We start from the raw sequence: 25301 nt of genomic DNA, 5'->3' as shown, positions 1-25301 counted from the left end.
TCGGTGTGGTCAGAGGGTGGACAGCACTTCGCGGACCGCGTGGATGACCTTGTCCTGCAGGTCGGCGGAAAGCGCGGGGTACATCGGCAGCGAGAAGATCTCGCCCGCCAGTTTCTCGGTGACCGGGAGCGAACCCTTCTCGTAGCCGAGGTGGGCGAATCCGGTCATGGTGTGCACCGGCCACGGGTAGCTGATGTTCAAGTGGATGTCGTACGCCTTGAGGCGTTCGAGGATGTCGTCACGCCGCGGGTGCCGCACCACGTACACGTAGTACACGTGCTCATTGCCGGGGACGGTCTGGGGCAGCTTCAGCTCGGTGTCACCGAGGCCCTCGACATAACGCTGGGCGACGGCCCTGCGGGCGGCCGTGTACTCGTCGAGGCGCCTGAGCTTGCGCCGCAGGATCTCGGCCTGCACCTCGTCCAGGCGGCTGTTGTGGGCAGGCGTCTCCAGGGTGTAGTACGTCTCGTCCATGCCGTAGTACCGCAGCCGGCGCAGCTTGTGCGCCACGGCTTCGTCGGACGTGATGGTCGCGCCGCCGTCGCCGTACGCGCCGAGCACCTTGGTGGGATAGAAGGAGAAGGCGGCCGCGTCGCCGGTCGAACCCGCGATCTTGCCGTGCTGCCGGGCCCCGTGCGCCTGGGCGCAATCCTCCAGAATGGACAGTCCGTGCTTCGCGGCGAGTTCCTTCAGCGGGGCCATGTCCACGCACTGCCCGTACAGGTGCACGGGCAGCAGGCATTTGGTGCGCTCGGTGATCGCGGCTTCGACCTGGCCGGTGTCCATCAGGAAGTCGTCCTCGCGGACGTCGACGAAGACCGGGGTGGCGCCCGTGCCGTCGATGGCGACCACGGTCGGGGCGGCGGTGTTCGACACCGTGATCACCTCGTCGCCCGGCCGGATGCCCAGCGCCTGCAGGCCGATCTTGATCGCGTTCGTCCCGTTGTCGAGACCGGCGCAGTGGTCGACCCCGTGGTACGCGGCGAATTCCGACTCGAACCCGCGCAGGCTCGCGCCGAGCACGAGCTGCCCCGAGTTGAAGACCGTCTCGACCGCGTCCAGCAGGTCGAGCCGCTCGGTCTCGTATTCGGCCAGGTAGTCCCAAACACGCGTGGTCATGAGCGAGCCTTTCCGTGAACTGATGTCGTCAATGCGGCGACGGTGCGACGCACTCCTTCGGGCAGTGAGATCTCCGGGCGCCAGCCGGTGATCGCCCGGAACGGGGTGGAATCGATGGTGACGCTGCGAAGATCCGTCGCGGGCGCGTGCGACGGGGGTTCCACGCACGTCACCTCCACCGGGTCCTGCCCGGTCTGCGCGGCCATTTCCTTCGCCACGAGCCGGAAGACCTCGCCCAGCTGATCGCCCCGGCCCGCGCCGAGCAGCCAGTGGCCGCCCACGAGGGAATCCGGCTTCGCCAGTGCCGCGGTGAAGGCCGCCGCGATGTCCTCGACGTGGACCAGGTCGCGGCGCACGGTGCCGTCACCCCAGATGGTGAGGTCCTGGCCTTCGAGGGCTCGCCTGGCCATGGCGGACACGACCCCGCGGTCGTGGTTCGCCCCCGCTGTCGCGGTCTCGCCGAACACCGTGGGCAGGCGCAGGCTCAGCCCGCGCACCACGCCGTCGGCCGTGGCCTTCTTGAGGACCTGTTCCGCCGCGAGCTTCTGCTTGTCGTACGGGGTCGCCGGCTCGTCGGACTCGCTCCCGTCGAGCGGCTCCCGAGGGGGCACGCCGACCTGCGAAGCGGCGCCGCCGTACACCACGAGCGGGGGCGGCCCGCCCGCGTCGCCGAGGACGTTGACGAGGTCCCGCATCACGCCGAGGTTCACGCGTTCGGCTTCTTCGGTCTCGGCCGCCCGCCAGCCACCGTCCGCCAGGAGCAGGTACACGACCGCGTCCGATCCCGCGACCGCGTCGGCGAGCGCGGCACGGTCGGTGAGATCGGCGGTGACGACGGTCGTTTCGGCTCGACCGGGCTCGGGGGTGAACCGCCTGCGCGCCACCGCGCGCAGGCGGATCGGCTGCCGCGCCAGCGCGCGAGTGACGGCCGAGCCCACGAAGCCCGACGCGCCGAGGACGGTGATCAGCTTCATGTCAGGCGACTCCTTGAGACTGGGCTTGAGGCTGTGCGGTAGCGGCGTTGAGGCAGGCGAGAAGCGTGCGGGCCTCGACGTTGACGTAGTGCCCGTGCCGGGTGAGCGCGGTGAGCTGGGCCGGGGTGACCCAGGCGAAGCCGGGCGGGGTCTCGGCCGCTTCGTCCGCCTCGATCGCGAGGTAGCGGGCCCTCGCGTTGAGGAACCGGCCGCCTTCTTCGGAATGTATCGCCTCGTAACGGATCCGCGACCGCGGGGCGTCCAGGACGAAGTCGAGGAACGGCGGCCTGCTCTCCGCGGGCAGGTGCGCGTAGTTGTGGGGCGTGCACTGGACGGTCGGAGCCAGCTCGACGGTGTCCAGGAAACCGCCGTCGGCGCGGGCGTGCACCAGCACGTGCGGCACGCCGTCGATCTCGCGCACCAGGAACGCGACGACACCCATCCCGACGGATTCGAGCAACGGCTGGGTCCAGCTGATCTTCTCGCGGTTGCTGCCCTTCACGGCGACGGCGAGGACCTTGAAATAGCGGCCGTCCTCGTGCTCGATCGCCTCCACGCCCTGCTTCCAGTCACAGACGTCCGTGAGCGGGATGCGGCGGGCACGCACGTCGTGGCGCGATCGCTCGTTCGTGAACCACGAAAGGAGCTGGACGTCGGAGAACAACGCGCCGGAAGCCGTGTCGTGGTAAGGAAGACACGACAACACGCTCCTGGCGTTCATGTTGATCGTCTCGTCCTCGTGCATCAGCTCCGCGATCTGGCCGAGGGTGAGCCAGCAGAAGTCGTCCCACATCGGCACGTCGTCGACGGTCTCGACGATCATGTTGCGATTGGACTTCTGGAAGAACCACGAGCCTTGCTCCGCCTGGAGAACGTCGACGATGACCCGCTCGGGGTCGGGCGGCGCGAAGTACTCGATCAGTTTGACGTTCGTCCCGCCGTGCGCCTTGGTGTAGTTGCTGCGGGTGGCCTGCACGGTCGGCGAGAGCTGCACCAGATTGGGGTTCCCCGGCTCCATTTTGGCCTGCATCAGGAAATGCAGGACACCGTCGAACTCCTTGGCCAGGATGCCGAGGATGCCCACCTCGGGCTGTTTGATCACCGGCTGCTGCCACTCGCGATAAGGGCCGTCGCCGTGCGGGCCGTCGTGCTCGACGACGTGCAGGCCCTCGATGGTGAAGAACCTTCCGCTGCTGTGCACGAGATTGCCGGTCACGCCCTCGAACCACCACTGGTCCAGATCCGCGAACGGGATGCGTTCGACGTGGAAGACGTTGGCCTCACGGCGTTCGGCGATCCAGGCGCGGACGTCCTCGGTCCGCATGTGCACGCCGTCGGTGGTCGCGGCCGACAGCGCGACGCGGTCCGCGTGGTCGCGGTCGTCACGGGGACGCACCGCGTTCCGCGGGATGAGGCAAGGCAGCATCAGAGGACTCCTTGTCATGACCGTCGCGCCGTTCTCGGGTCGTAGCCGGGGGCCCTGGTGCCCAGACGGCGGGCCGCGCCCATCGAGTCGCAGCCCGCCAGGCCCAGTGCGTTCCGGAGTTCTTCGGCGAGCAGGTCGAGCACCTGCCGCGCGCCCTGCTCCCCCGCCGCGGCCAGCCCCCACATCACCGGCCGTCCGATCAGGACGGACGACGCCCCGAGGGCGGCGGCCTTGAGGATGTCCCCGCCACTCCGGATTCCCCCGTCCAGCAACACTTCGCAGCCCCCGGAGACCGTCGCGGCGATCTCGCCCAGCATTTCGAGTCCTGGTACGGCACCGTCCAACTGACGGCCTCCGTGGTTGGACACCACGATCCCGGCGACCCCCGCGTCGACGGCGCGAGTGGCGTCCTCGACCGCGAGAATCCCCTTGAGCACCACGGGAAGGTCCGTCTGCGCACGGACCGCCTCCACGGATTCCCAAGTGGCCGGGGCGAACTCGCGCGCGGTGTGCTCGGCCACCGCCGACTGCCCGCCCGCCCGGCTGTGCGCGGCCGCTCCGGCGTCGAAGTTGGCCGCCGTCACCGATTCCGGCAACGCGAAGCCGTTGCGCATGTCCCGCAGCCGTCGTCCCATCCACGGCACGTCGACGGTGAACACGATCGCCTCGCAGCCGGCGTCCTCCGCGCGGCGGACGAGTTCCAGCGATCGTTTCTCGTCGCGCAGCCAGTACAGCTGGAACCACGGCCGCCCACCGACGGCCGCGATCTCCTCCAGCGGAACACTGCTCAGGGTGCAGATGGTGTACGGAACACCGGCGTCCCGCGCCGCGCGTGCCGCCGCGAGTTCCCCCTCGGGGTGGAACAACCGCTGGTACGCGACCGGCGCGACCGCCATCGGCAGCGCGGCACGCCGGCCGAGCACCTCGGCCTCGGTGGTGCTTTCGGCCACCTCGCGCAGTACTCGGGGGATCACGAAGATCCGCTCGAGCGCGGCGCGGTTGGCCTCCAGCGACGCCTCGGTGCCGCTGCCCCCGGCGAGGAAATCCCAGATCTCGCCGGGGAGGACTTCGCGGGCGGCACGTTCGAGGTCGTCCAGGCAGAGGTGGTGGGTCATCGCCGAACGGGGCCGAGCTTGCTCTGCCCGGTCCGTTCCAGTTCCACGGCCTCGTACAGGGCCTTGATGTTGGAGCTGCCGAAGGTGCCGGCCCCCTGCCGCTCGATGATCTCGAAGAAGATGGTCTTCCGCGGATGCGTGGAGGCGGTGAAGATCTGGAACAGCTGGCCGCCGTGGTCCTCGTCGGCGAGCAGCTTCGTCTCCCGCAGATCGTCCAGCGAGTGCGTCTCCAGTTCGATCCGCTCGCCGAGCAGGTCGTAATAGGTGTCCGGGGTCTTCAGGAAGTCCACCCCTCGCGAGGAAAGCTCCTTGACCGCGCGGACCGCGTCCGCACTGGTGAAGGCGATGTGCTGGACGCCCGAACCGTGGTGCTCCTTGATGAAGTCGTCGATCTGGCCGGGGTCGGCGGTCTTGTCCGGCTCGATCAGCGTGAGGGTGACCTCGCCCGACGCGCTCTGCACGACGGTGGAGTTCATCGCCTGGGCACCGACCACGATGTGCTCTTCGAAGATCTGCTTGAACCCGAGGGCGCGCTCGTAGTACGCCACCGTGGGGCCGAGGTCGCCCGCGTTCAGGCAGACCGCGAAGTGATCGATCGCGAGCAGGTCCACGCCGCCCCGTCCGCGGGGGGCTTCCTTGGAGTCAGGGGCCTCTTCGCGCTGGGTCAGGGTGTGCACGACGTCGCCGAAACCGCCGACGGTGGCCGTGACGACCGCGTCCGCACGCTCGCCCGGCTCGCGGATGGCCTCCGCACCCGCCTTCACCGCGGCCTCGAAGGCGGCGGCCACGTCCGGAGTGCGCAGCGCGATGTCGGCCACGCCCTCACCGTGGGTCTGCAGGTACGTCGCCGCCGGGTGCCGGTCCGACGTCGGCTCGGTGAGGATCAGTCTGATCGGGCCCTGCCGCAGCGTGATGCTCCGGTGGTCCTCCGAGCGGTCCGTGCCGTCGACGGCGAAACCGTACTTGTCCATCCAGCCGGACGCGGCCACCTCGAGATTCGGGACGTACATTTCCACGTAGTCGATCTCGAACTTCTGCATGCTGGGAGTCACGATATTCCTCCGTGAAATAGATTCGCTGCTCGTTTACAGGATGACTCCATGGCAATTCGGCATCAATGGTGTCCGCTTGACACTTCTGCACCAGGAGTCCACTTAGGACTGACAGTCACCGCCCGGTGAACCGCACCGGGAGCTCCCGGTATCCCTGCACGACGACCGCGCGCAACCAGGTGGGTTCCTTCACCAGCTCCACTCGCGACACCCGTTCGGCCACCTCGCGCAGCACGACCGCCAGCTCGATCCGCGCGAGCGCGGACCCCAGGCAGTGATGCATGCCGTGCCCGAAAGCGATGTGCCGATTGGGTTTCCGGCCGGGCAAGAACGTGTCGGGTTCTTCGAACACGGCGGGATCCCGGTTCGCGGCGGGCAGCCACGCGACCACCGGCGCACCGGCGGGCAGGTCGCGGCCGTTGAGGGTGACCTCGGCCGTCGACACCCGGAGCACGTGCATCGCGGGCGAGGTCCAGCGCAGCACCTCGTCCACGACGGTGTCGACGTCCGCGCTCCCGTCGCGCACCTGGTCCAGAAGTCCCGGCACCGTGGCGAAAGCGTGCACCGCGCCGGTGATCGCATGCCGGGTGGTCTCGTTGCCGCCGATCAACACGTTGTCGCAGTTGAGCACCACGTCGTCGACCGTGAGTTCGTCATCGGTCAGGAGCGTGCTGACGAGGTCTTCGCCAGGGCTCGCCCGTCGTGCGGTGATCAGTTCGTCGAAATAGACGAGGATCTCGGTATGCGCCTGCCTCGGCGTCATCCCGTCGAACAATTCGTCCTCACCACCGAACGCGTGATTGGTGAGGTCGATGAGCATGTCCTCGTCCGCCGCGGGAACGCCGAGGATTTCGCAGACGACCGCGGCGGGAATACGCGGGCCGATCGCGGCGGCCACGTCGCACACGTCGCCGTCGAGCACTTCGTCGAGCACGCCGCGGACTTCTGCCCGCACCCGCTCCGCGAGTTTCCGCGCGGACGCCCTAGAGAGCAGCGGCCCGACCAGCTTGCGCAGCTTGCGGTGCTGGTCCTGTTCGGAGACGACCATCATCTGGCCACCCGAGTTGTCGGGATGGTCGCGGTCGAACCCGATCATCATCCCGTATTCGGAGGTGAACGGGGCGGAAGGCCCGAGCACCGCGGCGCACGCCCGATGCGAGAACACGGACCAGAAACCGGTGGGCGAACTGCCCGGCTCGCTCCACACCATCGCGTCTTCCAGCGCGAGCTCGCGCCAGCGGGCGTGGCGGTCCAAGGTCGTGTACAGATCGGGATTGCCGAGATCGACGGCTGCCGTCGTCTGCATGAATGATCTCCAGGTCAGGTGAGTGCGCCGTCGAGCACCTTGGCGAGCCGCGCCACCGTCGGCGCGTCGAAGAAGGCCTGCACCCTCAGCCGGATCTTCAGCCGTTCACGGATCCGGCTCACCAGCCGGGTCGCGAGCAGGGAATGGCCGCCGATCTCGAAGAAGCTGTCCTCGACACCGACGCTGCTGACGCCGAGCACTTCGGCGAACAACTCGGCCAGGATGATCTCCGTGGGGGTGAGCGGTGCCCGTCCCGCCGCGCGCCCGGCGTGCTCCTCTTCGGGAGTGGGCAGGGCGACGCGGTCGATCTTGCCGTTCGGCGAGACCGGCAGGCTCGGCAAGCTGACGACCACGTCGGGCACCAGATAGCCGGGCAGCTGCTTTCGCAGCGGAGGCAAGAGATCTTCGGCCGGGACACGCGCGCCGGCGATGCCGACCACGTAGGCGACGAGCCTGTTCTCGTGCTCGGTCACCACCGCCTGGGCCACCCCGTCCACCGCGAGCAGGGCGGACTCGACCTCGCCGGGTTCGATCCGGTGGCCACGGACCTTCAGCTGGTCGTCGACGCGGCCGACGAAGACGAACTGGCCGTCCGAACGCGTCCGGACCCTGTCGCCGGTGCGGTACATGCGCTCACCCGGGCCGCCGAACGGGTCCGGCAAGAACCGCTCCGCGGTCGCGGCTGGTCTTCGCAGGTAACCGCGGGCGAGACCGGGGCCCACCGTGTACAGCTCACCCACGTCCCCGTCCGGGACGGGGCGCAGCAGTTCGTCCAACACGTAGGTGCGGACACCGGTGATCGGCCTGCCGATCGGCGGGGTGTCCTCCCCGGTCAGCGGCTCGCTCGCGGTCACCGCGACGGTGACCTCGGTCGGGCCGTAGGCGTTGATCATCACGCGGTCCACGGCCCAGCGTTTCGCGACCGGGGCCGGGCACGCCTCACCGGCGACCAGGAGGGTCAACCCGGCGGGCAGGCCGCCCGCCTCCTCCAGCGGCGCCAGCGCGGACGGCGGCAACGTGACATGGGTGATGCCCTGATCGCGGACCAGCCGGGCGAGCGGCTCGCCGGGAACCAGGTCCGGTGCGGAAGCCAGCACCAGACAGCCACCGGCCTGCCAGATCGGCCAGAACTCGGCGACCGCGGCGTCGAAACTGGGCGACGCGAAGGCCAGCAACCTGCTCTCCGGCACCAGCTTCTGGCGGCGCACGTAGTCGTCGGCCAGGTTCGGGATCCCGCGGTGCGTGACCAGCACGCCCTTCGGCCGTCCCGTGGAACCCGAGGTGTAGATGACGTACGCGGGATGGTCGGAACGCAGTGGGCTGAGTCTGTCCTGGTCGTCCAGGTTCGGCTCGGACTGCCCCGGCTCCCGTGCCACGCTCAGGACGACGGGCGCACCGGTCACGTCCTGACCCGGCAGGCACAGCAGGCAGTGCGCCGCCGTGTCGTCCAGCATCTGACGCTTGCGTTCCTCCGGATAGTCCGGATCGACGGGCACGTACGCGGCGCCTGCCTTGTGCACGGCCAGGATCGCGATGACGAACTCGATCGACCTCGGCATCGCCAGCGCGACCAGCCGCTCCGGGCCGACCCCGTGCGCGACGAGACGGCGGGCGAGCCGGTTGGCTTCGCCGTTCAACTCGGCGTAGGTGAGTGTGGTGGTGTCCATCGCCACCGCGGGCCTGTCCGGCAGGACGGCTGCGGTCGCCTCGAACAGGGCCGGCGTCGTGGCTGCCGAAAGGGCGGTCATGCGGTCTCTCCCAGTGTCTCGCGGGACTCGGTGCGGAGGAACCGGAGCAACTCGCGGTTCACCGCTTCCGGGTTCTCCAGGTAGCCGAAGTGCCCGCAGCCGGGAACCGTGCGATGCGTCGCCCCGGGGATCGCGGCGGCCAGCTCCCACCCGGCTTCCGGCGGCGCCACGAGATCCCGCTCGAACGAGACGACGTGGCAGGGCACCTTGATCGAGCCGTAGGCGTCGAGGCGATCGGGCAGCGCGCTCAGCAGTAGTTGCGACCGGACACCCGGCCCCCAGGTTCCCGACGCGGCGAACAGGTCGAGCCAGTCTCCGGTGAGGTCGTCGTCGGCGAGCGTCGCGGGCCCCAGGTTGTGCAGGGCGCGCGTGGCGGCGAGGAAGTCTGGCGGCAATTCGGTGCCCAGTTCGATCAGCTTCGCTTCGCCTTCCGCGAGCACCTTTTGCACGAGACTGCTCTTGCCGCAGGCGGCCATCAGCAGGACCGAGTCCAGGAGCTCCGGATGGGCAAGCGCCAGTTCTTGCGCGATGTACGAACCCATCGACGTGCCGATCACGCGGCACGGCATGGCGTCGAGATAGTCGATCAGGGCGGCGACATCCTCGACGAGATCATCGACGGTGAAGCCGTCGGCTCCTTCGTCGCTCGGCGGGATCCCGCGGTTGTCCATGGTGATCACCCGGAAACCGGCGGCGCGGAGCACGGGTACCTGATGCAGGTCCCACACCGAACTCGGCGCCCCGGTGCCGGTCAGCAGCAGTACCGGCGGACCGTCACCACAATCGTTGTAGGACAACCGGATCCCGTTCTCGGTTGTCATCAGCATGATGCTCCTCCGGGAGTGTGGCTGCTACGCCGCGATTCGGTGGTGAGGCCGCCGGAAGTGTTTCCCCTCAACGGTTCCGTCCTCCCCAGGTGCGGTGGCACGGAGTCGACCGTACCTTCAGGGAACGAGTGTCTGGAGGATTCGGCGATGGACAGTCGGGCAAAACCGGGAATAGTCCCGGCGTCCACGGACTGTTCTTGACACCTCAACGGCGGATGGAAATCCTAGTATTCATGGATTCAAACGGTCTGTCCACCCACTTGAACGTGGAAACGCTGCACGGATCGCTCACCGATCCGGCCATCTCGTCGATGAATCTGCTCAACGAGCTGATCGACGAATACCCTGTGGCCATTTCCATGGCGGCAGGCCGGCCGTACGAAGAGTTCTTCGACATCAGCCTCATCCACCAGTACATCGACGCCTATTGCGACCATCTCCGGCGCGACCGGAAACTGGACGAGGCCGGGGTCACCCGCACCCTCTTCCAATACGGCACCACCAAAGGCGTCATCGCCGATCTCATCGCCCGGAATCTCGCCGAAGACGAGAACATCGACGCCGCCCCCGAATCGGTGGTCGTCACCGTGGGCGCCCAGGAAGCGATGTTCCTCGTCCTCCGCACGCTGCGGGCGGGCGAACGGGACGTGCTGCTCGCCCCCGCGCCCACCTACGTCGGCCTGACCGGGGCGGCACTGCTCACCGACACCCCCGTCTGGCCGGTCCGGTCCACCGAGAACGGCATCGACCCCGAAGACCTCGTGCTCCAGCTGAAAAGGGCCGACGAACAGGGCAAGCGGGTCCGGGCCTGCTACGTGACCCCGAACTTCGCGAATCCCACCGGCACCAGCATGGATCTGCCCTCGCGGCACCGTCTTCTCGACGTCGCCGAGGCGCACGGCATCCTGCTCTTGGAGGACAACGCGTACGGATTGTTCGGATCCGAGCGGCTGCCCTCGCTGAAGTCCCTCGACCGGTCGGGGTCGGTGGTCTACCTCGGCTCCTTCGCCAAGACCGGCATGCCCGGCGCCCGGGTCGGCTACGCGGTCGCGGACCAGCGGATGGCCGGTGGCGGCCTGTTCGCCGACCAGCTTTCGAAGCTCAAGGGCATGCTCACGGTGAACACCTCCCCCATCGCCCAGGCGGTGATCGCCGGAAAGCTCCTGCTCAACGATTTCAGCCTCACCAAGGCGAACACCCGGGAAATCTCCATTTACCAGCGCAACCTGCATCTCACGCTGGGCGAATTGAAGCGCAGGCTCGGCGGGTGCGCGGGAGTCAGCTGGAACACCCCGACGGGCGGATTCTTCGTGACCGTCACCGTGCCGTTCGTCGTCGATGACGAATTGCTGGAACGCGCGGCGCGCGATCACGGTGTGCTGTTCACTCCGATGCATCATTTCTATGGCGGAAAGGGCGGATTCCACCAGCTCCGGCTTTCGATCAGCCTGCTCACGCCGGAATTGATCGAAGAGGGCGTCGCGCGGCTGGCCGCGCTCATTGTTCCGCGGCTTCCCTGACCTTTTCATGACTAGAGCCCCTGGCCGCGATCGCGGCCAGGGGCTCTTTTCGTGTGCGGGGGCGGAAGTACACCGTGCGCCGGGTCTCGCGCGACTGCTTCGACGTCGATGCCCCCAATGCCGCATTGGAGACGCTCAGTGTCTCCAATGCGCCATTGGGGGCATCGGCACGCCCGACCGCGCGAAGCCGAGTGGGTGTCGCTCAAGGTGAGGGCTGTGTGGAAATTGGGACGTTGAGTGTCCCTATTTCCACACAGCCTCTCCAGGTCCGACTGCTCGTCCCGCCGACGAGGCCTTCACCGGCATCGGTCCGCAAGTACGTGAAGGACCCCTTCACTGCGCTAGACGCAATGAAGGGGTCCTTCACGTACTGTCCGATGGGTCACTGGCGATGCCGCTACTAATGGCACACCACCGTCAGTTCGTGAAGTCCGTGAAGGCCTCCTTCCCTACCTTGAGAGTAGGCGAGGAGGCCTTCACGGACCTTGTGTCAGGGCTTCGTGCCGGTCACCAAGGCGTGTTCGAACGGCAGCTCGACCGAGCGGACGTCGACGCAGCCGACCGACTTCAGCCAGGACGCGGCCTCGGCCTGCGGCCAGGCCATTCCGCGTCCGGTGGCCAGAATGTTGAGGTACAAGGAAAGCCGCGCGGAGAGCGGGCCGCCGGTCTCGTCGTCCGCGGCCGCGAAGCCGTAGATCGAGATCTTCGCGCCGGACGGCAGCACCTCGTACGCCTTGGCCAGCAGCATGACCGACTGCTCGGCCGTGAAGGTGTCGAGGACGTGGCTGAACAGGGCGTGGTCGGTATCGGTGGGGAACGGGTCGGTCAGCAGGTCGGCCGGGTGCAGGGTGAGCCTGTCGACGATCTCGGCGGGCACGCGCTGTTCGGCCAGTGCCACGCTGCTCGGCAGGTCGAGCAGGGTGGCCTTGAGGCCGGGGTTGGCCTTGAGCAGCGCCGCCGCCGTGGTGCCGTCACCGCCGCCGACGTCGAGCAGGTGCCGCGACGACTTGACGTCGATGTGCTCCAGCAGTCCCGGCATCGTCTGCAGCGAGAACGCCGACATGGCCGTGTAGAAGATCCTGGCCTTCTCCGGGTCGTTGCCGAGCCGGGCGTACAGCGTGTCGCCGGGGCCGTCGAGGGCGTCGAGGGCCTCGTTGGTGCCGGCGCGCAGCGCGGAGGTCATCCGGGCGAACGCGGGGTAGTAGATGGTCTTCCAGCTGAGCAGGATGTGCCGCCAGCTTTCCGGACCGCTCGCGGCGAGCAGTTCGGTCGCGACGGGGTGGTTCACGAAGTCGACGCCGCGCTTCTCGATCAGGCCGGTGGTGGCCAGCGCGAGCATCAGCACCCGGAGCTTGTGCGGCTCCAGGCCGGTGAAGGCACCGAGTTCAGCCGCGTCGGCACCGTCCTTCTCGGCGAGGAAGTCGAAGATGTCCAACTCGATCCCGGACACCACCGCGTTGAACAGCGCGGGTCCGTTGGCGATCAGCTGGAAACGACGGTGCACCTCGGTGGAGTCGAGCGATTCCTGCATCTGCAGATTTCCTTTCCGGCCGGCGGAGTCTTCCGCAGACGATGAGAACGACAACCGGCTCACCTCAGAAGGAGCCGGACGCCGGTCCGGCGTTGGCGTCGAAGGAGCTGCCGGAGTAATCGGGATCAAGGACGGAGACGGCGTAGGTGGCGGGCGCGGCCAGCATGGCCACGACGCCGATGACGAGTCCGGCCGTGACCAGGCCCGAGGAGGCGGACTTGATCAGCCGCGCCAGGATCAGCATGACGAGGGCTGCGACGCCGAGCGCGAGCGTCCCCCATTTCGCCCACGGCAGGAAGTTGGGGTAGTGGGACCAGAGCCAGGCACCCCACGCGAGGTTCGCCGCGATCGCGACCGGCAGGATCCAGGCCTGTTTGCCACCGCTTCGGTACGCCCGCCAGAAGGTCACGATGCCCAGGGCGGAGAGCGCGGCGATCGCGGGAGCGAGCGAGGCCACGTACGCGGTGTGCGCGACGGCGCTCGCACTGAAGACGAAGCCGAAGGTCACCAGCCACACGCCCCACATCACCAGTCCGCCGCGAACCGGATCGGTCCGTTCGGCCCGGCGCCACCACCAGAGCCCGCACAGCAGGGACAGCAACGCGAGCGGGAACAGCCAGGCGATCGCGACGCCGAGGTGACCGTCGAGCAGTTTGGTCGCTCCCAACGGGTCCGCCCGGGTTTCGATCTTGGACTGGTCCATTTCGGGTCCGCCCGGCCCGAGCGGCTGGCCGCCCTCGGCCTTCGGACCGAAGTTCCCGTCCTGTTCGTCCTGGTGCTTGGAACCGAAGTCCCCGTTCTGTTCGTCCTGGTGCTTCGTGCCGAAGTTCCCCTGGGCGTCCGGACCCGGCTGACCGCCCTCGGGACCGCCGCCAGGACCCTCTCCGGGGCCGCCTTCCGGGCCGCCCTCCTGGCCCTGCGGACCGTCACCGGGACCGCCTTCGGGGCCACCGCCGGGACCACCCTGCGGACCGCCCTCCTGGCCGCCTCCCGGGCCGAGCGACGGCAGGCCGCCGCGGCCGTTGGGGTCCTCGGCGCCGGGGATGTGGATGCCGACGCGGCCGAGACCGTTGTAGCCGAACACCATGGCGAACGCGCTGTTGTTCGTGGTGCCGCTGATCGTCGGCCGGGCGCTGGCCGGGGTGAAGGTGTAGAGCGCGATCCACGACAGCGACACCGCGAGCGTCACCACCCCGGCGATCCCCACGTGCTTCACCCGGCGGCGCACTTCGACCGGAGCGGTCAGCAGGTAGCCGATCGCGAGCGCGGGCAGGATCATCCACGCCTGCACCATTTTGGCCTGGAAGCCGATCCCGACCCAGACACCGGCCCAGACCAGCGACCGGAGCCGCCCTTCGAGGACGGCGCGCTGATAGGCGTCGACGGCGAGCACCAGGCACATCGTCAGCAGGCCGTCCTGCATGCTGTGCCCGAACATGGACGCGAGGACCGGGGTGAGGGTGAAGATGCCCGCGGCGAGCAGCCCGGGCACCACGCCCGCCCAGCGCCGCACGACCCGGTACATCACCAGTACCGAGATCACGCCCTCGATCACCTGCGGCAACGCCACGGCCCATTCGTGGTAACCGAAGATCTTGATCGAGAGGGCCTGCGGCACGAAAGATCCGGCGAGCTTGTCGAGTGTGTACGTCGCCCCCGGGTCCACAGCGCCGTAGAAGAACGCCTTCCAGCTCTCGGACATGCTCTTGGCGGCGTCCGAATAGAGCGGCGCGAAGTCGACGCGCGGCAGGTTCCAGGCGTAGAGCACCAGCGCCACGAACGCGATGCCCAGCAGCGCCGGCCTCGCCCACTGCGGCTGATCGGCGGGGGAACGCCAGAACGCCCAGCGGCTGCGCGCCCTTTCGGGCGCGGGGTCCTGGGAGGGCGGCGACGGCAGATGGGTGAGTGTTGCGGACACTCCGGTACCTCCGGGCGTGATACGGCGTCGATTGTGGGGAGGTTCAGCGGGGATCTTCGTCGAGGAGAACCGGCCAGGTGGTTTCGCCATATCCGCCATGGGGTGAGTTCTTCCGGGCGTGCTCGTCGAGCCGGGCGAACAGATTCTTGTTGCGGCCGTTGAGCATCGCCAGTTGGGAAGAATAGCACTCCGCGGCCTCGACTTTCCGTTTCCAGATTTCCGCGGTCGCGGAGTGGAATTCGGAAGAACCGAGGCGGAATCCCGGCGGGAGTTCGATCTTGCCCGGTTTGAACATCGAGTAGGGAAGGTCTTCCCACAGCCGTATCGGAATGTTCTTCTCGCGCGCGGCGGACAGGGCGGCGTCTCGCGCGGCCTCGTTGTCGGGATGGTCGACGATGGCCGCGCACGTGACGATCACGGTGGGAGCGAACTCCGCGATGACCGTCTCGAGGTCGGCCTTGATCTCGGCGACGAGACCGTCGTCGCCGTCGGCCGAATCCTGGTTCATCGCCAGCTTTTGCCCGCCTGCCACGTGATCCGTCAGCCAGCGGCCGTCGGGCAACCGGCGGTAGATGGAGTCGAGGAACCGGCCGTGGCGATGGGCCACCCCCAGGCCGTCGAGGGCGGCGATGTCCTCGTTCCGCCGATGGAGCGGCGCGTCGTCTTCGGGCGAAAGGCCCCAGACGGCGTGCATTCGCTCCGCCGCCGCGGAATAGGGAGGGGGCGCGGTACCGGCGAAGACCGTATGGACGAGCACTTTCGCGCCGTCCCGCGCGGCTTGGGCGAGACCGGCCCCGAGCGAAAGGACCGCGTCGTCCAAATGGGGGGAGATCGCCAGCAGCCGGGTCTCCCCGGGATTCTGAAGCATGGACATGATTTTGATGACCTCGTCACGACGCTACAACAGTGCGGACTGGACAGAAGACCAAGCGTCCATTACGGACAGTTGGTCAGGCGGAGCCCACTGCTTCACGCAGGAGTCCTGCGGCCACCGTCGTCCCGTCGGCGCCGATCGTCGCGGCGACGGCCGTCGCGCGCTCCCGGGTTTCCGGGGCCAGTGCCGTGGCGAGCGCGGCGGACAGGGACTCGACGGTCGGTTCCGGGCCGTCGTGCGCCACCCCGATGCCCAGTTCGGCCACCTTGGCCGCGAAGTGCGGATGGTCCGCGATCTGCGGGACCACGACCTGGGGAACGCCCGCGCGAGCGGCCACGTGCGTCGTGCCCACGCCGCCGTGGTGGACGGCGGCGGCCACCCGGCCGAACAGCACCTGGAGGTTCACCTCGTCGACGGCGAGGCAGTCGGCCGCACCGTCCGGCAGGTCCAAACCCGCCCAGCCGTGGGAAAGGACCACCCGGTGCCCCTGGGCGCGGATGGCCTCGACGGCCACCTTGGCGATGTTCGCGGGCGCGGGTGAACTGCCGAAGCCCACGTACACCGGCGGCGGGCCGGCGGCCAGGAACGCCTCCAGCTCACGGGAAAGAGGCCGTTCGTCGGACAGGAGCCAAGCGCCGGTCTGCACCGCGTCCAGGCCCGGCGGCCGCGGGGCCAGGAGCGGATCCGCGATCAGCCAGGGCTGATCGGTACAGCTGAAGTCGTAAAGGCTCTTCACCGGCGGCAGGCCGATCCCGGCCCGCAGACCGTTGAGCGCTTCACCGAACATCCCGTCGGCGCCCTGGTTGTACATGGCCCGGTGCTCGGGCGACGGCAACAGGACCGGCGAAGGAACGGCGTAGAAATAGGGAATTCCGAGCTTCTCGGCGACCGACCGCACCCCGATCGCGCCGGACAGCAGACCGCTCGCCACCACCGCGTCACAGCCTTCGGCGGCGGCGGGGATCTTCTCGAACTGCTCGGCTATCCCCGCGACAGCGGCCTCGGGCGACTCGGGCGGTCCGCCCAGCGCGCCCGCGCCTTCGAGCACCGGCTTGCCGACGACGACGTGCGGCACACCGACCTCGGCCAGGCGTGCGGCGTAGTCCGGCGGCGCGCACATCCGCACCTCGACTCCGTCTTCCCGCAACCGCACCGCCAGTGCCACCAGCGGTTCGACCTCGCCGCGGGCTCCGTACGACCAAAACAACACGCGCATTTCGTATCCCCTGGAGTACTTCAGCGCCGGATCGCGGCGATGCCGACAGTGGCGTAGTTGATGGTGAAAGAGCCGCCCAGCTCGTCGATCGCCGAGCCGAGATACGTCAGGAACCGGGCGCGCGCGTCCTCCGCGAGATGGTTGAGACCGCCCTGGGTCGGGATCTGGTCCAGCCATTCGTCGCGGGTACAGACCCGCGACCACGCGAACCGCAGTTCCTCCGGCTCGCTGAACGCCCCGGTCTTGAGGATGCCCTCGGCGGCCTTCACGTACTGCTTGGCGTAGATCTGCTTGGCGTACTCTTCGACGTCTTCTTCACCGTCCTTTTCGGACGGTGGCTCGAACTTCAGGTCGGGCATGGCGTGGCGGTACGCCTCCCCCTGCGCCATCATGACGGCCTGCGGGAGTTCGAAACCGTTGTCGAACAACGCCAGCAGACCTTGGGGGGCCAGCACGCCCGCCACCTTGGCCGCGCCCGCGAACGGATCCACCCAGTGCCAGGCGGTCCCCGAGACGACCGCGTCGAAGGTGCGGCCCGCCGGGTCCCAGTCCTCGAACTTGGCGACCTCGACGTCGAGGCCACGCCTGCGGGCGACCTCCGCCATCCGCGCGTCCGGTTCGACGCCGAGCACCGTGCAGCCCGTCGCCTGGAACGGACGCGACGAAAGACCGGTACCGCAGCCGACGTCCACGAAGTTCTTGCCAGGGCTCAAGCCGACGACCCGGTCGACCAGTGCTTCGGGATAGCTGGGCCGGGCGCGGTCGTACCGTTCGGCGTCGAGGCCGAACCATTGCGCCATTTCCCGGTTCTCGTGCGGTGCAGCAGCCAGATCGGACATTTTCCTCACCCTGGTTAGGTTCACGATGGTCAAACGGAAACAGCCGGCTTCTTCCGGCTGACCGCGTCACGCAGGAGTTCCGCGGCCACCGTCGTGCCGTCGGTGCGGATCGAGCCCGCCACGGCCGCCGCCCGCTCCCGGATCTCCGGGGACAGTGCCTTGGCGAGCGCGGCCGACAGGGAATCGAAGGTCGGGGCCGGTCCGTACTCCTCGAACGCCACCCCGATGCCCAGTGCGGCCACCTGCTCGGCGAAGTACGGCTGGTCGGTGATCTGGGGCAGCACGACCTGGGGAACGCCCGCCCGCGCGGCCACGGTCGTCGTGCCCCCGCCCGCGTGATGGACGACGGCGGCCACCCGGCCGAACAACGCCTGCAGGTTGGCCTCGCCGACGGCGAAGCAGTCGGCCCCGTCGTCGGGAAGCGCCAAATCGGCCCAGCCACGGGAAAGGACCACCCGATGACCCTGGGCGCGGATCGCCTCGATGGCCAGCTTCACGGTGCCGGCGGTCTCGGACGTGCTGCCGAAACCGACGTACACCGGCGGCGGGCCGGCGGCGAGGAAAGCTTCCAGCTCGGCGGAAAGCGGCCGTTCGTCGGGCAGGATCCACGCGCCGGTCTGCAGGGCGCCGAGTTCCGGCCGCGGCGGGGCCAGGGTCGGATCGGCCGCCATCCAGGGCTGCTCGGTGAAGCCGTACTCGACGAGATTCCCCACCGGCGGCAGGCCGATCGCCGCGCGCCTGTCGTTGAGCGGGGCGGCATACCGCTTGGCGAAGACCTCGTCGTAGAAGTCCCACAGCGCGCGATTGTCGTCCATCGCCTCCTCGGGCGGACGGCCGTCGCCACGTGACAACGGCGGCGGGTAGTACGGCGACGGCAGGTAGATCGGGCAGTACGCGGCGTAGAAGTACGGGATACCCAGCTTTTCGGCCACCGACCGCACCCCGAGGGCGGCGGACAACACACCGGTCGCCAGCACCACGTCACAGCCTTGGGCGGCCGCCGGGACCTGGTCGAACTGCTCGCCGAGCTCTTCGGCCGGGCTCCGGGGTTCCGGCCCCTCCGCCGACTCCGACATCCCCCGCATCATCGCGCGCAAGGACTGGCCGACCGGCACCACCGGAACGGCGAACTCGGCCAGCCGCTCCTCGGTGTCCGGCGGCGCGCACACCCGCACCTCGGCGCCGAGCTCGCGCAACCGCACGGCCAGTGCGACCACCGGCTCGACGTCTCCGCGGAGTCCGGTCGTCGACAACAACACACGCATTTCGCATCCCCTGTTTTCGGACCGTGTGGTCACACGACCGTGTGGTCACACGGAAACGGACGGCTTCTCGCGGTTGACCGCGTCGATCAGGAGTTTCGCGGCCACGGCGGCCCCGTCGGTGCGAACCGTGCCCGCCACGGCCGCTGCCCGCTCCCGGGTCTCCGGGGCGAGCGCCGTGGCGAGCGCGGCGGACAAGGAATCGAAGGTCGGGGTCGGGCCGTCGTGCGCCGCCCCGATGCCCAGTTCGGCCACCCGGCCCGCGAAGTACGGCTGGTCCGCGATCTGCGGGACCACGACCTGGGGAACACCCGCCCGGGTGGCCGTGGTCGTCGTCCCCGCGCCACCGTGGTGCACGGCGGCGGCCACGCGGCCGAACAGCAACTGGTGGTTGCCCTCGCTCGCGGCGAAGCAGTCGCCCCGGTCGTCGACCAGGGCCAGATCGGCCCAACCGCGGGAAAGAATCACGCGGCGGCCCTGGGCGCGGACCGCTTCGATGGCGATCTTGGCGGCCTCTTCGGGCGCGCGCATGCTGCCGAAACCGACGTACACCGGCGGCGGCCCAGCGGCGAGGAACGCCTCCAGGTCGGCCGCGAGGGGGCGTTCGTCGGGCAGGGTCCACGCACCGGTCTGGACGGCGTCGAGATCCGTCGGCTGCAACGGGGCCAACGCCGGATCGGCCGCCAGCACCGGGTGATCGGTGAAGCCGTACCGGAAGATGTCCTCGACCGGCGGCAGGCCGATCGAAGCCCGCTGGGCGTTGAGCGGCTCACCGAATCGCCTGAGTGCGCTCTGACTGTTCCTGTTCCACAGCGCCCGGTTGTCGGTCCCCTCGGGTGCGGGCGGCTCGCCAAGAGGCGGCGGCGGCGCGTAATGCGGCGAGGGAATGAAGCGCGGGCAGTAAAAGCCGTAGAAATAGGGGATGCCGAGCTTCTCGGCGACCGACCGCACGGCTACCGCGGTGGCCAGCATCCCGGTCGCCAGCACCACGTCACAGCCCTCGGCGGCCGCCGGGACCTGCTCGAACTGGACGGCGATCGCCTCGGCCGAGAGCCGCGGCCCGTCCTCGGGCGACGGCGGCTTCGCCCCCTTGATCGCGGTCCGGGTCGACTTGCCGACCGGCACCAGCGGTACGCCGACCTCGGCCAGCCGCTCCGAGGAATCCGGCGGCGCGCACATCCGCACCTCGGCGCCGGATTCCCGCAGCCGCACCGCCAAGGCCACCAGCGGTTCGACATCCCCACGGCTTCCGGACGTCGCCAGCAACACGCGCATTCCGTGATTCCCCGTTCGTTAGGTTCTGTGATGGTTCAGGCGGGAACAGACGGCTTTTCCCGGCTGACCGCTTCACGCAGCAGTTCGACGGCGGCCGTCGTCCCGTCCTCGCGGATCGTGTCGGCGACGGCGATCGCCCGCTCCCGGGATTCCGGCGACAGTGCCGTGGTGAGCGCGGCGGACATGGCCTCGAAAGACGGGGCCGGGCCCTCGAGGGCGACACCGATCCCCAGTTCGGCGATCCGGTCCGAGTAGTACTGCTGGCCGACGATCGAGCGCACCACGATCTGGGGAGCGCCCCCGCGGGTGGCCACGTGCGTCGTCCCCGTGCCGTCGTGGTGAATGGTGAGGGCGACCCGGCGGAACAACTCCTGGAGGTTCACCTCGTCGACGGCGAAACAGTCAGCGCCCGCGTCGGGCAGGTCGAGATCGGCCCAGCCGCGCGAAAGGATCACCCGATGCCCCTGGGCGCGGCTCGCCTCGATGGCGACCTTCGCCGCGTCGGCGGTGCCGGACGAGCTGCCGAAACCGACGTACACCGGCGGCGGCCCGGCGGCGAGGAACGCCTCCAGCTCAGCGGAAAGCGGGCGTTCGTCGGGCAGGATCCACGCGCCGGTCTGCACGGCCTCGTGCCGCGGTTCGAGCGGGGCGAGGATGGGATCCGCGGCCAGCAAAGGCTTGTCGGTGGAGCAGTAGTCGAAGAGGTTCTTCGCCGGCGGCAGGCCGATCTCGGCGCGCTTGGCGTTGAGCGCGTCACCGAACAGCCCGTCGGCACCCTGGTTGTACATCACCCGCTGCGGTGCTTCGAGGTGGCTCGGCAGGTGGATCGGGCACAAAGCGACGTAGTGGTAAGGAATCCCGAGCTTCTCGGCGACCGAGCGTACGGCGACCGCACCGGACAGCAGACCGGTCGCCACCACGACGTCGCAGCCTTCGGCGACCGACGGCATCTGGTCGAACTGCTCGGCGATCCCGGCCGCCGCGAGGGCGGGGTCGCGTCCCTCGCCGTCGTTCATCCCGCGGTCCGGGCGCGCGACCGGCACCAGCGGAACCCCGATCTCGGCCAGCCGCTCCGCGCTGTCCGGCGGCGCGCACATCCGCACCTCGGCGCCGGATTCCCGCAGCCGAGCCGCCAGCGCCACCAGCGGCTCGACGTCCCCGCGTGATCCACACGCCCACAACAACACGCGCATTTCGCTTCCCCTCTGCATTACCAGGTGACCGGCAACTGATCCGGGCAGTCGATGAAGGCGTTCCGGAGTTTCACTTCGTCGGCGGAGACCGCCAGGCTCATGTCGGGGAATCGTCGCCACAGCGCCTGATAAGCCATCCGCAGCACCGTCCTCGCCACCGCCGCGCCGATGCAGTAGTGGATTCCGTGCCCGAATCCGACGTCCGAAACCGAAGGGCGCCGCGCGTCGAGGACATTGGGGTTCGGAGTCAGCGCCTCGTCCCGGTTGGCCATCAGGATCGAGCACAGGATGTAGTCCCCCGCCTTGATCAGCTGTCCGCCGACGACGACGTCCCGCAGCGCCATCCGCGGATTCGGCTGCTGCACGGGCGACAGGTACCGCAGCAGTTCGTTGACCACGCGATCGGCTTCCTCGCGGCCTTCGAAGAGCATTTGTTTCTGCTCGGGGTGATCCAGCAGTGCGAGGACCCCGAAACCGAGCATCCCCGCGACGGTCTCGACACCGCCGAGGAGCAGCGCCGTGCAGAGGCCCTTCAGCTCCTCGTCCGTGACGTTGTCCCCGTGCTCGCGCACGAGCATGCCGAGGAACCCTTCGTCGGGATCCTGGCGCTGCCGGGTGATGAGGCTGAGCAGATACCGGTTGAACGCCGCGCTGTCGGCCGCCCTCGCCTTGAATCCGCGGCTGAGGTCGACGTTCCGCCTGATCCGGCGGATGAACTCGTTCCGGTCGTCCCGCGGAATGCCCAGCAGTTCACAGAGAACCCCGCCGCCGACGGGATCGGCGAACAGTCCCTGGACGTCCGCGCCCGGTCCCTCCGCCTCCAGCTCGTCGAGACGATCGTCGATGAGTTCCTGGATCGCGGGCTCCAGCCGCCGGATCCGCCGGACGGTGAACTCCGGGGTCAGCATCTTCCGCAGCCGGGTGTGTTCCGGCGGGTCGTAGGTCGAGATCTGCCCGACGAACTGCGGCGCCATGGGCACGTCTTCGCCGTTGGTCGTCCTCGCCGCTTCCGCCTCGGTCAGCCGGGGGCGCGTCGTGAAGTTCTCGTGATCACCGAGGATCTTCCGCACGACGTCGTAGCCGAGGGCCTGCCAGACGTAGCCCGTGCCGAGCTGCGTGGACGCGTCCCCGAGAATCCGGACCAGCGGGCCCTTCTCGCGGAGGGCGAACATGTCCGCATGCGGATCGCAGTGCGTTCTCATCATGTAGTTCGCCGTCGGCTCCACGGCCGGCGCGACCTCGTCGATTGCGTGCTCCATACCGAGTGGAAGCTCCTTCATAGACCAGGAATTGCGGTCCGGCTGCGCGCCGCATCGCCATCTTCATCCGCGATCGGGCGGGAGGTCCAGCGCGCCGCCATGGACGTGGTCGTGAGTGGCGATTCGGGTTGCGTTGGATGACCAGAAATCCACAAAGTCTGCCGTGACCCGTCCGGTCACGACAGCCCGGTGACCCAGCCGACCCCAGGGGTGTGTGGAAATAGGGACGTTGAACGTCCCTATTTCCACACACCCCTCACCCTCGGCGACACCTCGCGCTCGCCCACGTACGGACTTATTTTGAGAGGTAAGGCAAACGTTTCGCGGGTGATCGCTTGGCTGCGTGGTGGTCCGGGTGTCGCGAAAGCTTCTTTCGCAACCTTGACCGTTGCGAAAGCCACTTTCGCAACGCGTCCACGACCAAGGCACGTTTGCCTTTCCCCTCAATAACCCGAAACGCCACTCGCGACCCACTGGAGTGGCGCCTCACCAAGCGACCATCAGGCTGGTGAGCCCGTAGGCCGGGGTGGTCAGGCGGAACATGGTGTCCTTCGCGGGATCCACGAGCCTCAGCTCGGGAAAACGTTGCCACAGAAGGGTGAACACGGTCCGCAGTTCGAGGCGGGCCAGGGAAGCGCCGAGGCAATGGTGGATGCCGTGCCCGAACGCCACATGCGGGACGGGCTCGCGCGCGAGGTCGAGGCGGTCCGGTTCCGGCAGCAGCGCGGAATCACGGTTGGCCATCGGGAGCGAGCAGAGGACGGTCTCCCCCTCCTTGATGACCTCCTCCCCGATGGTGACGTCCTCCATGGCCGTCCGGGGTGTCGGGGCGTACGGCACCGTCAGGTACCGGATCAGCTCGTCGACCGCGCGGTCCGCCGCCTGGCCTTCGCCTCGCAGCGCTTCGAGCTGCTCGGGATGCCGCAGCAGCGCCAGCACGCCGAGCCCGATCATGCCGGAGATGTTGTCGTCACCGGCCAGCATCACCTGAACGCAGAAGCCCCTCAGCTCCTCGTCGGTGGCCTCGTCGCCGTGTGCGGCGACGACCGCCCCGATCAGTCCTTCGCCGGGGTCCTTCCGGTTCCTGGCGATCATGGCCAGCAGATAGCGGGAGAACGCCTCGCCGGCGGCCGCCCGTCTCCGCTGGCTCAGCGAGGCGTCGAGATGTCCGTGACACAGCTTCAAAAACATGGCGCGGTCGTCTCGGGGAACGCCGATCAGCTCGCACAGCACGGCCCCCGGCACCTCGTCGGCGACGAGCTCGATCACGTCGGCGGGAGATCCCGCGTCCTCCATGGCGTCGAGCCGTTCGGTGACGATCTGCTCGATGTACGGCTCCATCCGCCGCATCTTGCGCAGCGTGAACCCGGGGGTCAGCTTCTGCCGCATCCGCGTGTGCTCGGGCGGGTCGTAGTCCATCAGGTTGCCGACCAGCTCGTTCGGCCGGAAGATGCCTTCCCCGCCGATCTCGTCCTGCTTGTGCCAACGGCGCCGCGTGCTGAACCGCTTGTGATCGCCGAGGACCTGCCGCACGACGGAATGTCCCGCGGCCATCCAGATGGTTTCGGCGTCCGCTCCGGATCCGACGGTGACCCTCGACAGTGGTCCGGCGGCGCGCAGTTCGTCCGCCGGATCGAGGTCCTGCCTGCGGATGTGGAGCGGGCGCGTGTCCTCACCACTCAATGGGAAGCTCCTCGATGTTGAACGGGGCCGGTTTGCCCGCCACGAACCGCAGTTCCTCTTCCGGGACCGCCAGCCGCAGCGACGGGAACCGGCGGGCCAGCACCGGCAGCGCCACCCGCAGTTCGAGCCTGGCCAGCGGAGCGCCGACACAGTGGTGGATGCCGTGCCCGAAGGCCAGGTGCCCCGGCGAGTTCTCCCGGGTGATGTCGAACTTGTCCCCGAGCGTGCGGTTGACCGCCAGCATCGAACAGGTCAGCACGTCACCGGCGCGGATGTCGTATCCGGCGATGTTCAGGTCGACGAGCGCTGTCCGGGGCGAAGGAGCCTCGACGATCGTCGGGTAGCGAAGGACTTCCTCGGTCGCGCTGTTCACCAGCTCCGGGCGCTCCTGGAGCAGCGCCAGCTGGGCGGGGTTGGTCGCGAACAGGAGCACCGCCATCGCCAGCTGGGCGGCCATCTGCTCGACCGCCACGATCAGGATCGCCTCGGCGAGCCCCGACAGTTCTTCGTCGCTGACCTTGTCCCCGTGCTCGCGCACGATGAAACCGATCAGTTCGTCGCCGGGATCGCGGCGTTCGCGGGCCGCGAGCTTTTCGCAGTAGTGGACGACGCCGAGGCTCGATTGGGCCCGCTGCTTGGGAATCCGGCTCTCCCGGCTGTCACGGATCATCCGCGACAGGTCGGCCTGGTCGTCGCGCGGGACGCCGAGGAACTCGCAGGCGATGAGCGCCGGGATGGGCCAGCCCGCGTACCGGACGAAGTCGATCGGCGAGCCCATGCTCTCGAGATCGTCCAAGCCCTCTTCGAGGATCTCTTCGACGCGGGGCCGCAGCCGCTCGATCCGCCGGACGCTGAACGCCCCCGCCACGGTCCCGCGCAGGCGGGTGTGATCGGGCGGGTCGTAGGCCTGCAGGATCCCCGGCAGATGGGCCCGGTCCGCCTCGTCGTCGACCGGGCGCATCGAACTGAAGCGGGTGGCGTCGGCGAGGATCTCCCGCACCTCGTCGTAGCCGGTGACCAACCATTGCTTGCGGCCGTTCAGCCCCGTCTCCGTGTCGTACTCGTGGAGCGGCCCCTCCTTCTGCAACGCGCAGAGCTCCGGCACCGGATCGAGCCGGATCCGCTGATGCGGCAAGGGAACTACCATGATTCTCCTCAGGCTTC

20 protein-coding genes are annotated in these 25301 nt (G+C 68.7%); 1 reads left to right on the top strand and 19 read right to left on the bottom strand.

Annotated elements, in window-relative coordinates:
- Positions 1 to 9: 9 nt before the first annotated feature.
- The 8 genes from ACLJPX_RS29610 to ACLJPX_RS29575 form a co-directional block, all read right to left on the bottom strand.
- The gene (locus ACLJPX_RS29610; RefSeq protein WP_410603663.1) at positions 10 to 1119 is read right to left on the bottom strand and encodes a DegT/DnrJ/EryC1/StrS family aminotransferase; all 1110 of its coding nucleotides are present in this window, start codon (positions 1117 to 1119) and stop codon (positions 10 to 12) included.
- The gene (locus ACLJPX_RS29605) at positions 1116 to 2093 is read right to left on the bottom strand and encodes an NAD-dependent epimerase/dehydratase family protein (protein WP_410603661.1); all 978 of its coding nucleotides are present in this window, start codon (positions 2091 to 2093) and stop codon (positions 1116 to 1118) included. Before ACLJPX_RS29605 ends, ACLJPX_RS29610 begins: the two co-directional genes overlap by 4 nt.
- Before the next feature lies 1 nt (position 2094).
- Positions 2095 to 3519, bottom strand: a complete 1425-nt coding sequence (locus tag ACLJPX_RS29600) for an NDP-hexose 2,3-dehydratase family protein (protein ID WP_101612853.1) — start codon at positions 3517 to 3519, stop codon at positions 2095 to 2097.
- Between the two features lie 14 nt (positions 3520 to 3533).
- A complete protein-coding gene (locus ACLJPX_RS29595) occupies positions 3534 to 4634 on the bottom strand; it encodes an alpha-hydroxy acid oxidase (RefSeq protein WP_101612852.1) in 1101 nt (366 codons plus the stop codon).
- On the bottom strand, positions 4631 to 5674 hold the full coding sequence (gene hppD / locus ACLJPX_RS29590; RefSeq protein ID WP_410604059.1) for a 4-hydroxyphenylpyruvate dioxygenase: 1044 nt from the start codon (positions 5672 to 5674) through the stop codon (positions 4631 to 4633). Before hppD ends, ACLJPX_RS29595 begins: the two co-directional genes overlap by 4 nt.
- A gap of 127 nt (positions 5675 to 5801) precedes the next feature.
- A complete protein-coding gene (locus tag ACLJPX_RS29585; protein WP_410603659.1) occupies positions 5802 to 6992 on the bottom strand; it encodes a cytochrome P450 in 1191 nt (396 codons plus the stop codon).
- A 14-nt stretch (positions 6993 to 7006) separates the two neighbouring features.
- A complete protein-coding gene (locus ACLJPX_RS29580; RefSeq protein ID WP_101612849.1) occupies positions 7007 to 8740 on the bottom strand; it encodes an amino acid adenylation domain-containing protein in 1734 nt (577 codons plus the stop codon).
- Positions 8737 to 9567 carry an alpha/beta fold hydrolase gene (locus tag ACLJPX_RS29575; protein WP_410603656.1) on the bottom strand — a complete coding sequence of 277 codons (831 nt, stop codon included), beginning with the start codon at positions 9565 to 9567 and terminating at the stop codon, positions 8737 to 8739. The genes ACLJPX_RS29580 and ACLJPX_RS29575 overlap by 4 nt, the downstream gene beginning before the upstream one ends.
- A gap of 233 nt (positions 9568 to 9800) precedes the next feature.
- On the opposite strand from ACLJPX_RS29575, the gene ACLJPX_RS29570 reads away from it, so the two are divergent.
- The gene (locus ACLJPX_RS29570) at positions 9801 to 11087 is read left to right on the top strand and encodes a PLP-dependent aminotransferase family protein (RefSeq protein WP_410603654.1); all 1287 of its coding nucleotides are present in this window, start codon (positions 9801 to 9803) and stop codon (positions 11085 to 11087) included.
- Between the two features lie 490 nt (positions 11088 to 11577).
- Here ACLJPX_RS29570 and ACLJPX_RS29565 read toward each other — a convergent pair whose 3' ends face one another.
- The 11 genes from ACLJPX_RS29565 to ACLJPX_RS29515 form a co-directional block, all read right to left on the bottom strand.
- Positions 11578 to 12618 carry a methyltransferase gene (locus ACLJPX_RS29565; RefSeq protein ID WP_101612846.1) on the bottom strand — a complete coding sequence of 347 codons (1041 nt, stop codon included), beginning with the start codon at positions 12616 to 12618 and terminating at the stop codon, positions 11578 to 11580.
- A gap of 64 nt (positions 12619 to 12682) precedes the next feature.
- Positions 12683 to 14536 (bottom strand): ArnT family glycosyltransferase, encoded by a 1854-nt coding sequence (locus tag ACLJPX_RS29560; protein ID WP_410603652.1) that lies wholly within the window; start codon positions 14534 to 14536, stop codon positions 12683 to 12685.
- 43 nt (positions 14537 to 14579) lie between these two features.
- Positions 14580 to 15404 (bottom strand): PIG-L deacetylase family protein, encoded by an 825-nt coding sequence (locus tag ACLJPX_RS29555; protein ID WP_410603650.1) that lies wholly within the window; start codon positions 15402 to 15404, stop codon positions 14580 to 14582.
- A gap of 82 nt (positions 15405 to 15486) precedes the next feature.
- Positions 15487 to 16626, bottom strand: coding sequence for a glycosyltransferase (locus ACLJPX_RS29550; RefSeq protein WP_410603648.1), 1140 nt, complete (start codon positions 16624 to 16626; stop codon positions 15487 to 15489).
- A gap of 20 nt (positions 16627 to 16646) precedes the next feature.
- The gene (locus ACLJPX_RS29545) at positions 16647 to 17426 is read right to left on the bottom strand and encodes a class I SAM-dependent methyltransferase (protein ID WP_410604058.1); all 780 of its coding nucleotides are present in this window, start codon (positions 17424 to 17426) and stop codon (positions 16647 to 16649) included.
- Between the two features lie 68 nt (positions 17427 to 17494).
- Entirely contained in the window at positions 17495 to 18730 is a 1236-nt protein-coding gene (locus ACLJPX_RS29540) for a glycosyltransferase (RefSeq protein WP_410603646.1), read from the bottom strand.
- Positions 18731 to 18775: 45 nt separating this feature from the next.
- Complete coding sequence (locus tag ACLJPX_RS29535; RefSeq protein WP_410603644.1) at positions 18776 to 20002, bottom strand: glycosyltransferase; 1227 nt, start codon at positions 20000 to 20002, stop codon at positions 18776 to 18778.
- 35 nt (positions 20003 to 20037) lie between these two features.
- Positions 20038 to 21195: a glycosyltransferase gene (locus tag ACLJPX_RS29530; RefSeq protein WP_410603642.1), complete on the bottom strand. Its 1158-nt coding sequence runs from the start codon at positions 21193 to 21195 to the stop codon at positions 20038 to 20040.
- A 17-nt stretch (positions 21196 to 21212) separates the two neighbouring features.
- Entirely contained in the window at positions 21213 to 22454 is a 1242-nt protein-coding gene (locus tag ACLJPX_RS29525) for a cytochrome P450 (RefSeq protein ID WP_410603640.1), read from the bottom strand.
- Between the two features lie 486 nt (positions 22455 to 22940).
- Positions 22941 to 24137, bottom strand: coding sequence for a cytochrome P450 (locus ACLJPX_RS29520; RefSeq protein WP_410603638.1), 1197 nt, complete (start codon positions 24135 to 24137; stop codon positions 22941 to 22943).
- A complete protein-coding gene (locus ACLJPX_RS29515) occupies positions 24127 to 25284 on the bottom strand; it encodes a cytochrome P450 (protein ID WP_410603636.1) in 1158 nt (385 codons plus the stop codon). The genes ACLJPX_RS29520 and ACLJPX_RS29515 overlap by 11 nt, the downstream gene beginning before the upstream one ends.
- Positions 25285 to 25301: the final 17 nt, after the last annotated feature.

Source organism: Amycolatopsis sp. lyj-90, from assembly GCF_046549035.1.
Taxonomy (GTDB): Bacteria; Actinomycetota; Actinomycetes; order Mycobacteriales; family Pseudonocardiaceae; genus Amycolatopsis.
The sequence above is the reverse complement of the archived record's forward strand: the minus strand, read 5'-3'. Positions and strand labels throughout refer to the sequence as shown.

Coding starts and splice junctions, on each gene's coding strand:
- ACLJPX_RS29610 (WP_410603663.1), bottom strand. CDS start 1,119: ATGACCACGCGTGTTTGGGACTACCTGGCCGAATACGAGACCGAGCGG.
- ACLJPX_RS29605 (WP_410603661.1), bottom strand. CDS start 2,093: ATGAAGCTGATCACCGTCCTCGGCGCGTCGGGCTTCGTGGGCTCGGCC.
- ACLJPX_RS29600 (WP_101612853.1), bottom strand. CDS start 3,519: ATGCTGCCTTGCCTCATCCCGCGGAACGCGGTGCGTCCCCGTGACGAC.
- ACLJPX_RS29595 (WP_101612852.1), bottom strand. CDS start 4,634: ATGACCCACCACCTCTGCCTGGACGACCTCGAACGTGCCGCCCGCGAA.
- hppD (WP_410604059.1), bottom strand. CDS start 5,674: ATGCAGAAGTTCGAGATCGACTACGTGGAAATGTACGTCCCGAATCTC.
- ACLJPX_RS29585 (WP_410603659.1), bottom strand. CDS start 6,992: ATGCAGACGACGGCAGCCGTCGATCTCGGCAATCCCGATCTGTACACG.
- ACLJPX_RS29580 (WP_101612849.1), bottom strand. CDS start 8,740: ATGACCGCCCTTTCGGCAGCCACGACGCCGGCCCTGTTCGAGGCGACC.
- ACLJPX_RS29575 (WP_410603656.1), bottom strand. CDS start 9,567: ATGCTGATGACAACCGAGAACGGGATCCGGTTGTCCTACAACGATTGT.
- ACLJPX_RS29570 (WP_410603654.1), top strand. CDS start 9,801: ATGGATTCAAACGGTCTGTCCACCCACTTGAACGTGGAAACGCTGCAC.
- ACLJPX_RS29565 (WP_101612846.1), bottom strand. CDS start 12,618: ATGCAGGAATCGCTCGACTCCACCGAGGTGCACCGTCGTTTCCAGCTG.
- ACLJPX_RS29555 (WP_410603650.1), bottom strand. CDS start 15,404: ATGCTTCAGAATCCCGGGGAGACCCGGCTGCTGGCGATCTCCCCCCAT.
- ACLJPX_RS29550 (WP_410603648.1), bottom strand. CDS start 16,626: ATGCGCGTGTTGTTTTGGTCGTACGGAGCCCGCGGCGAGGTCGAACCG.
- ACLJPX_RS29545 (WP_410604058.1), bottom strand. CDS start 17,426: ATGGCGCAATGGTTCGGCCTCGACGCCGAACGGTACGACCGCGCCCGG.
- ACLJPX_RS29540 (WP_410603646.1), bottom strand. CDS start 18,730: ATGCGTGTGTTGTTGTCGACGACCGGACTCCGCGGAGACGTCGAGCCG.
- ACLJPX_RS29535 (WP_410603644.1), bottom strand. CDS start 20,002: ATGCGCGTGTTGCTGGCGACGTCCGGAAGCCGTGGGGATGTCGAACCG.
- ACLJPX_RS29530 (WP_410603642.1), bottom strand. CDS start 21,195: ATGCGCGTGTTGTTGTGGGCGTGTGGATCACGCGGGGACGTCGAGCCG.
- ACLJPX_RS29525 (WP_410603640.1), bottom strand. CDS start 22,454: ATGGAGCACGCAATCGACGAGGTCGCGCCGGCCGTGGAGCCGACGGCG.
- ACLJPX_RS29515 (WP_410603636.1), bottom strand. CDS start 25,284: ATGGTAGTTCCCTTGCCGCATCAGCGGATCCGGCTCGATCCGGTGCCG.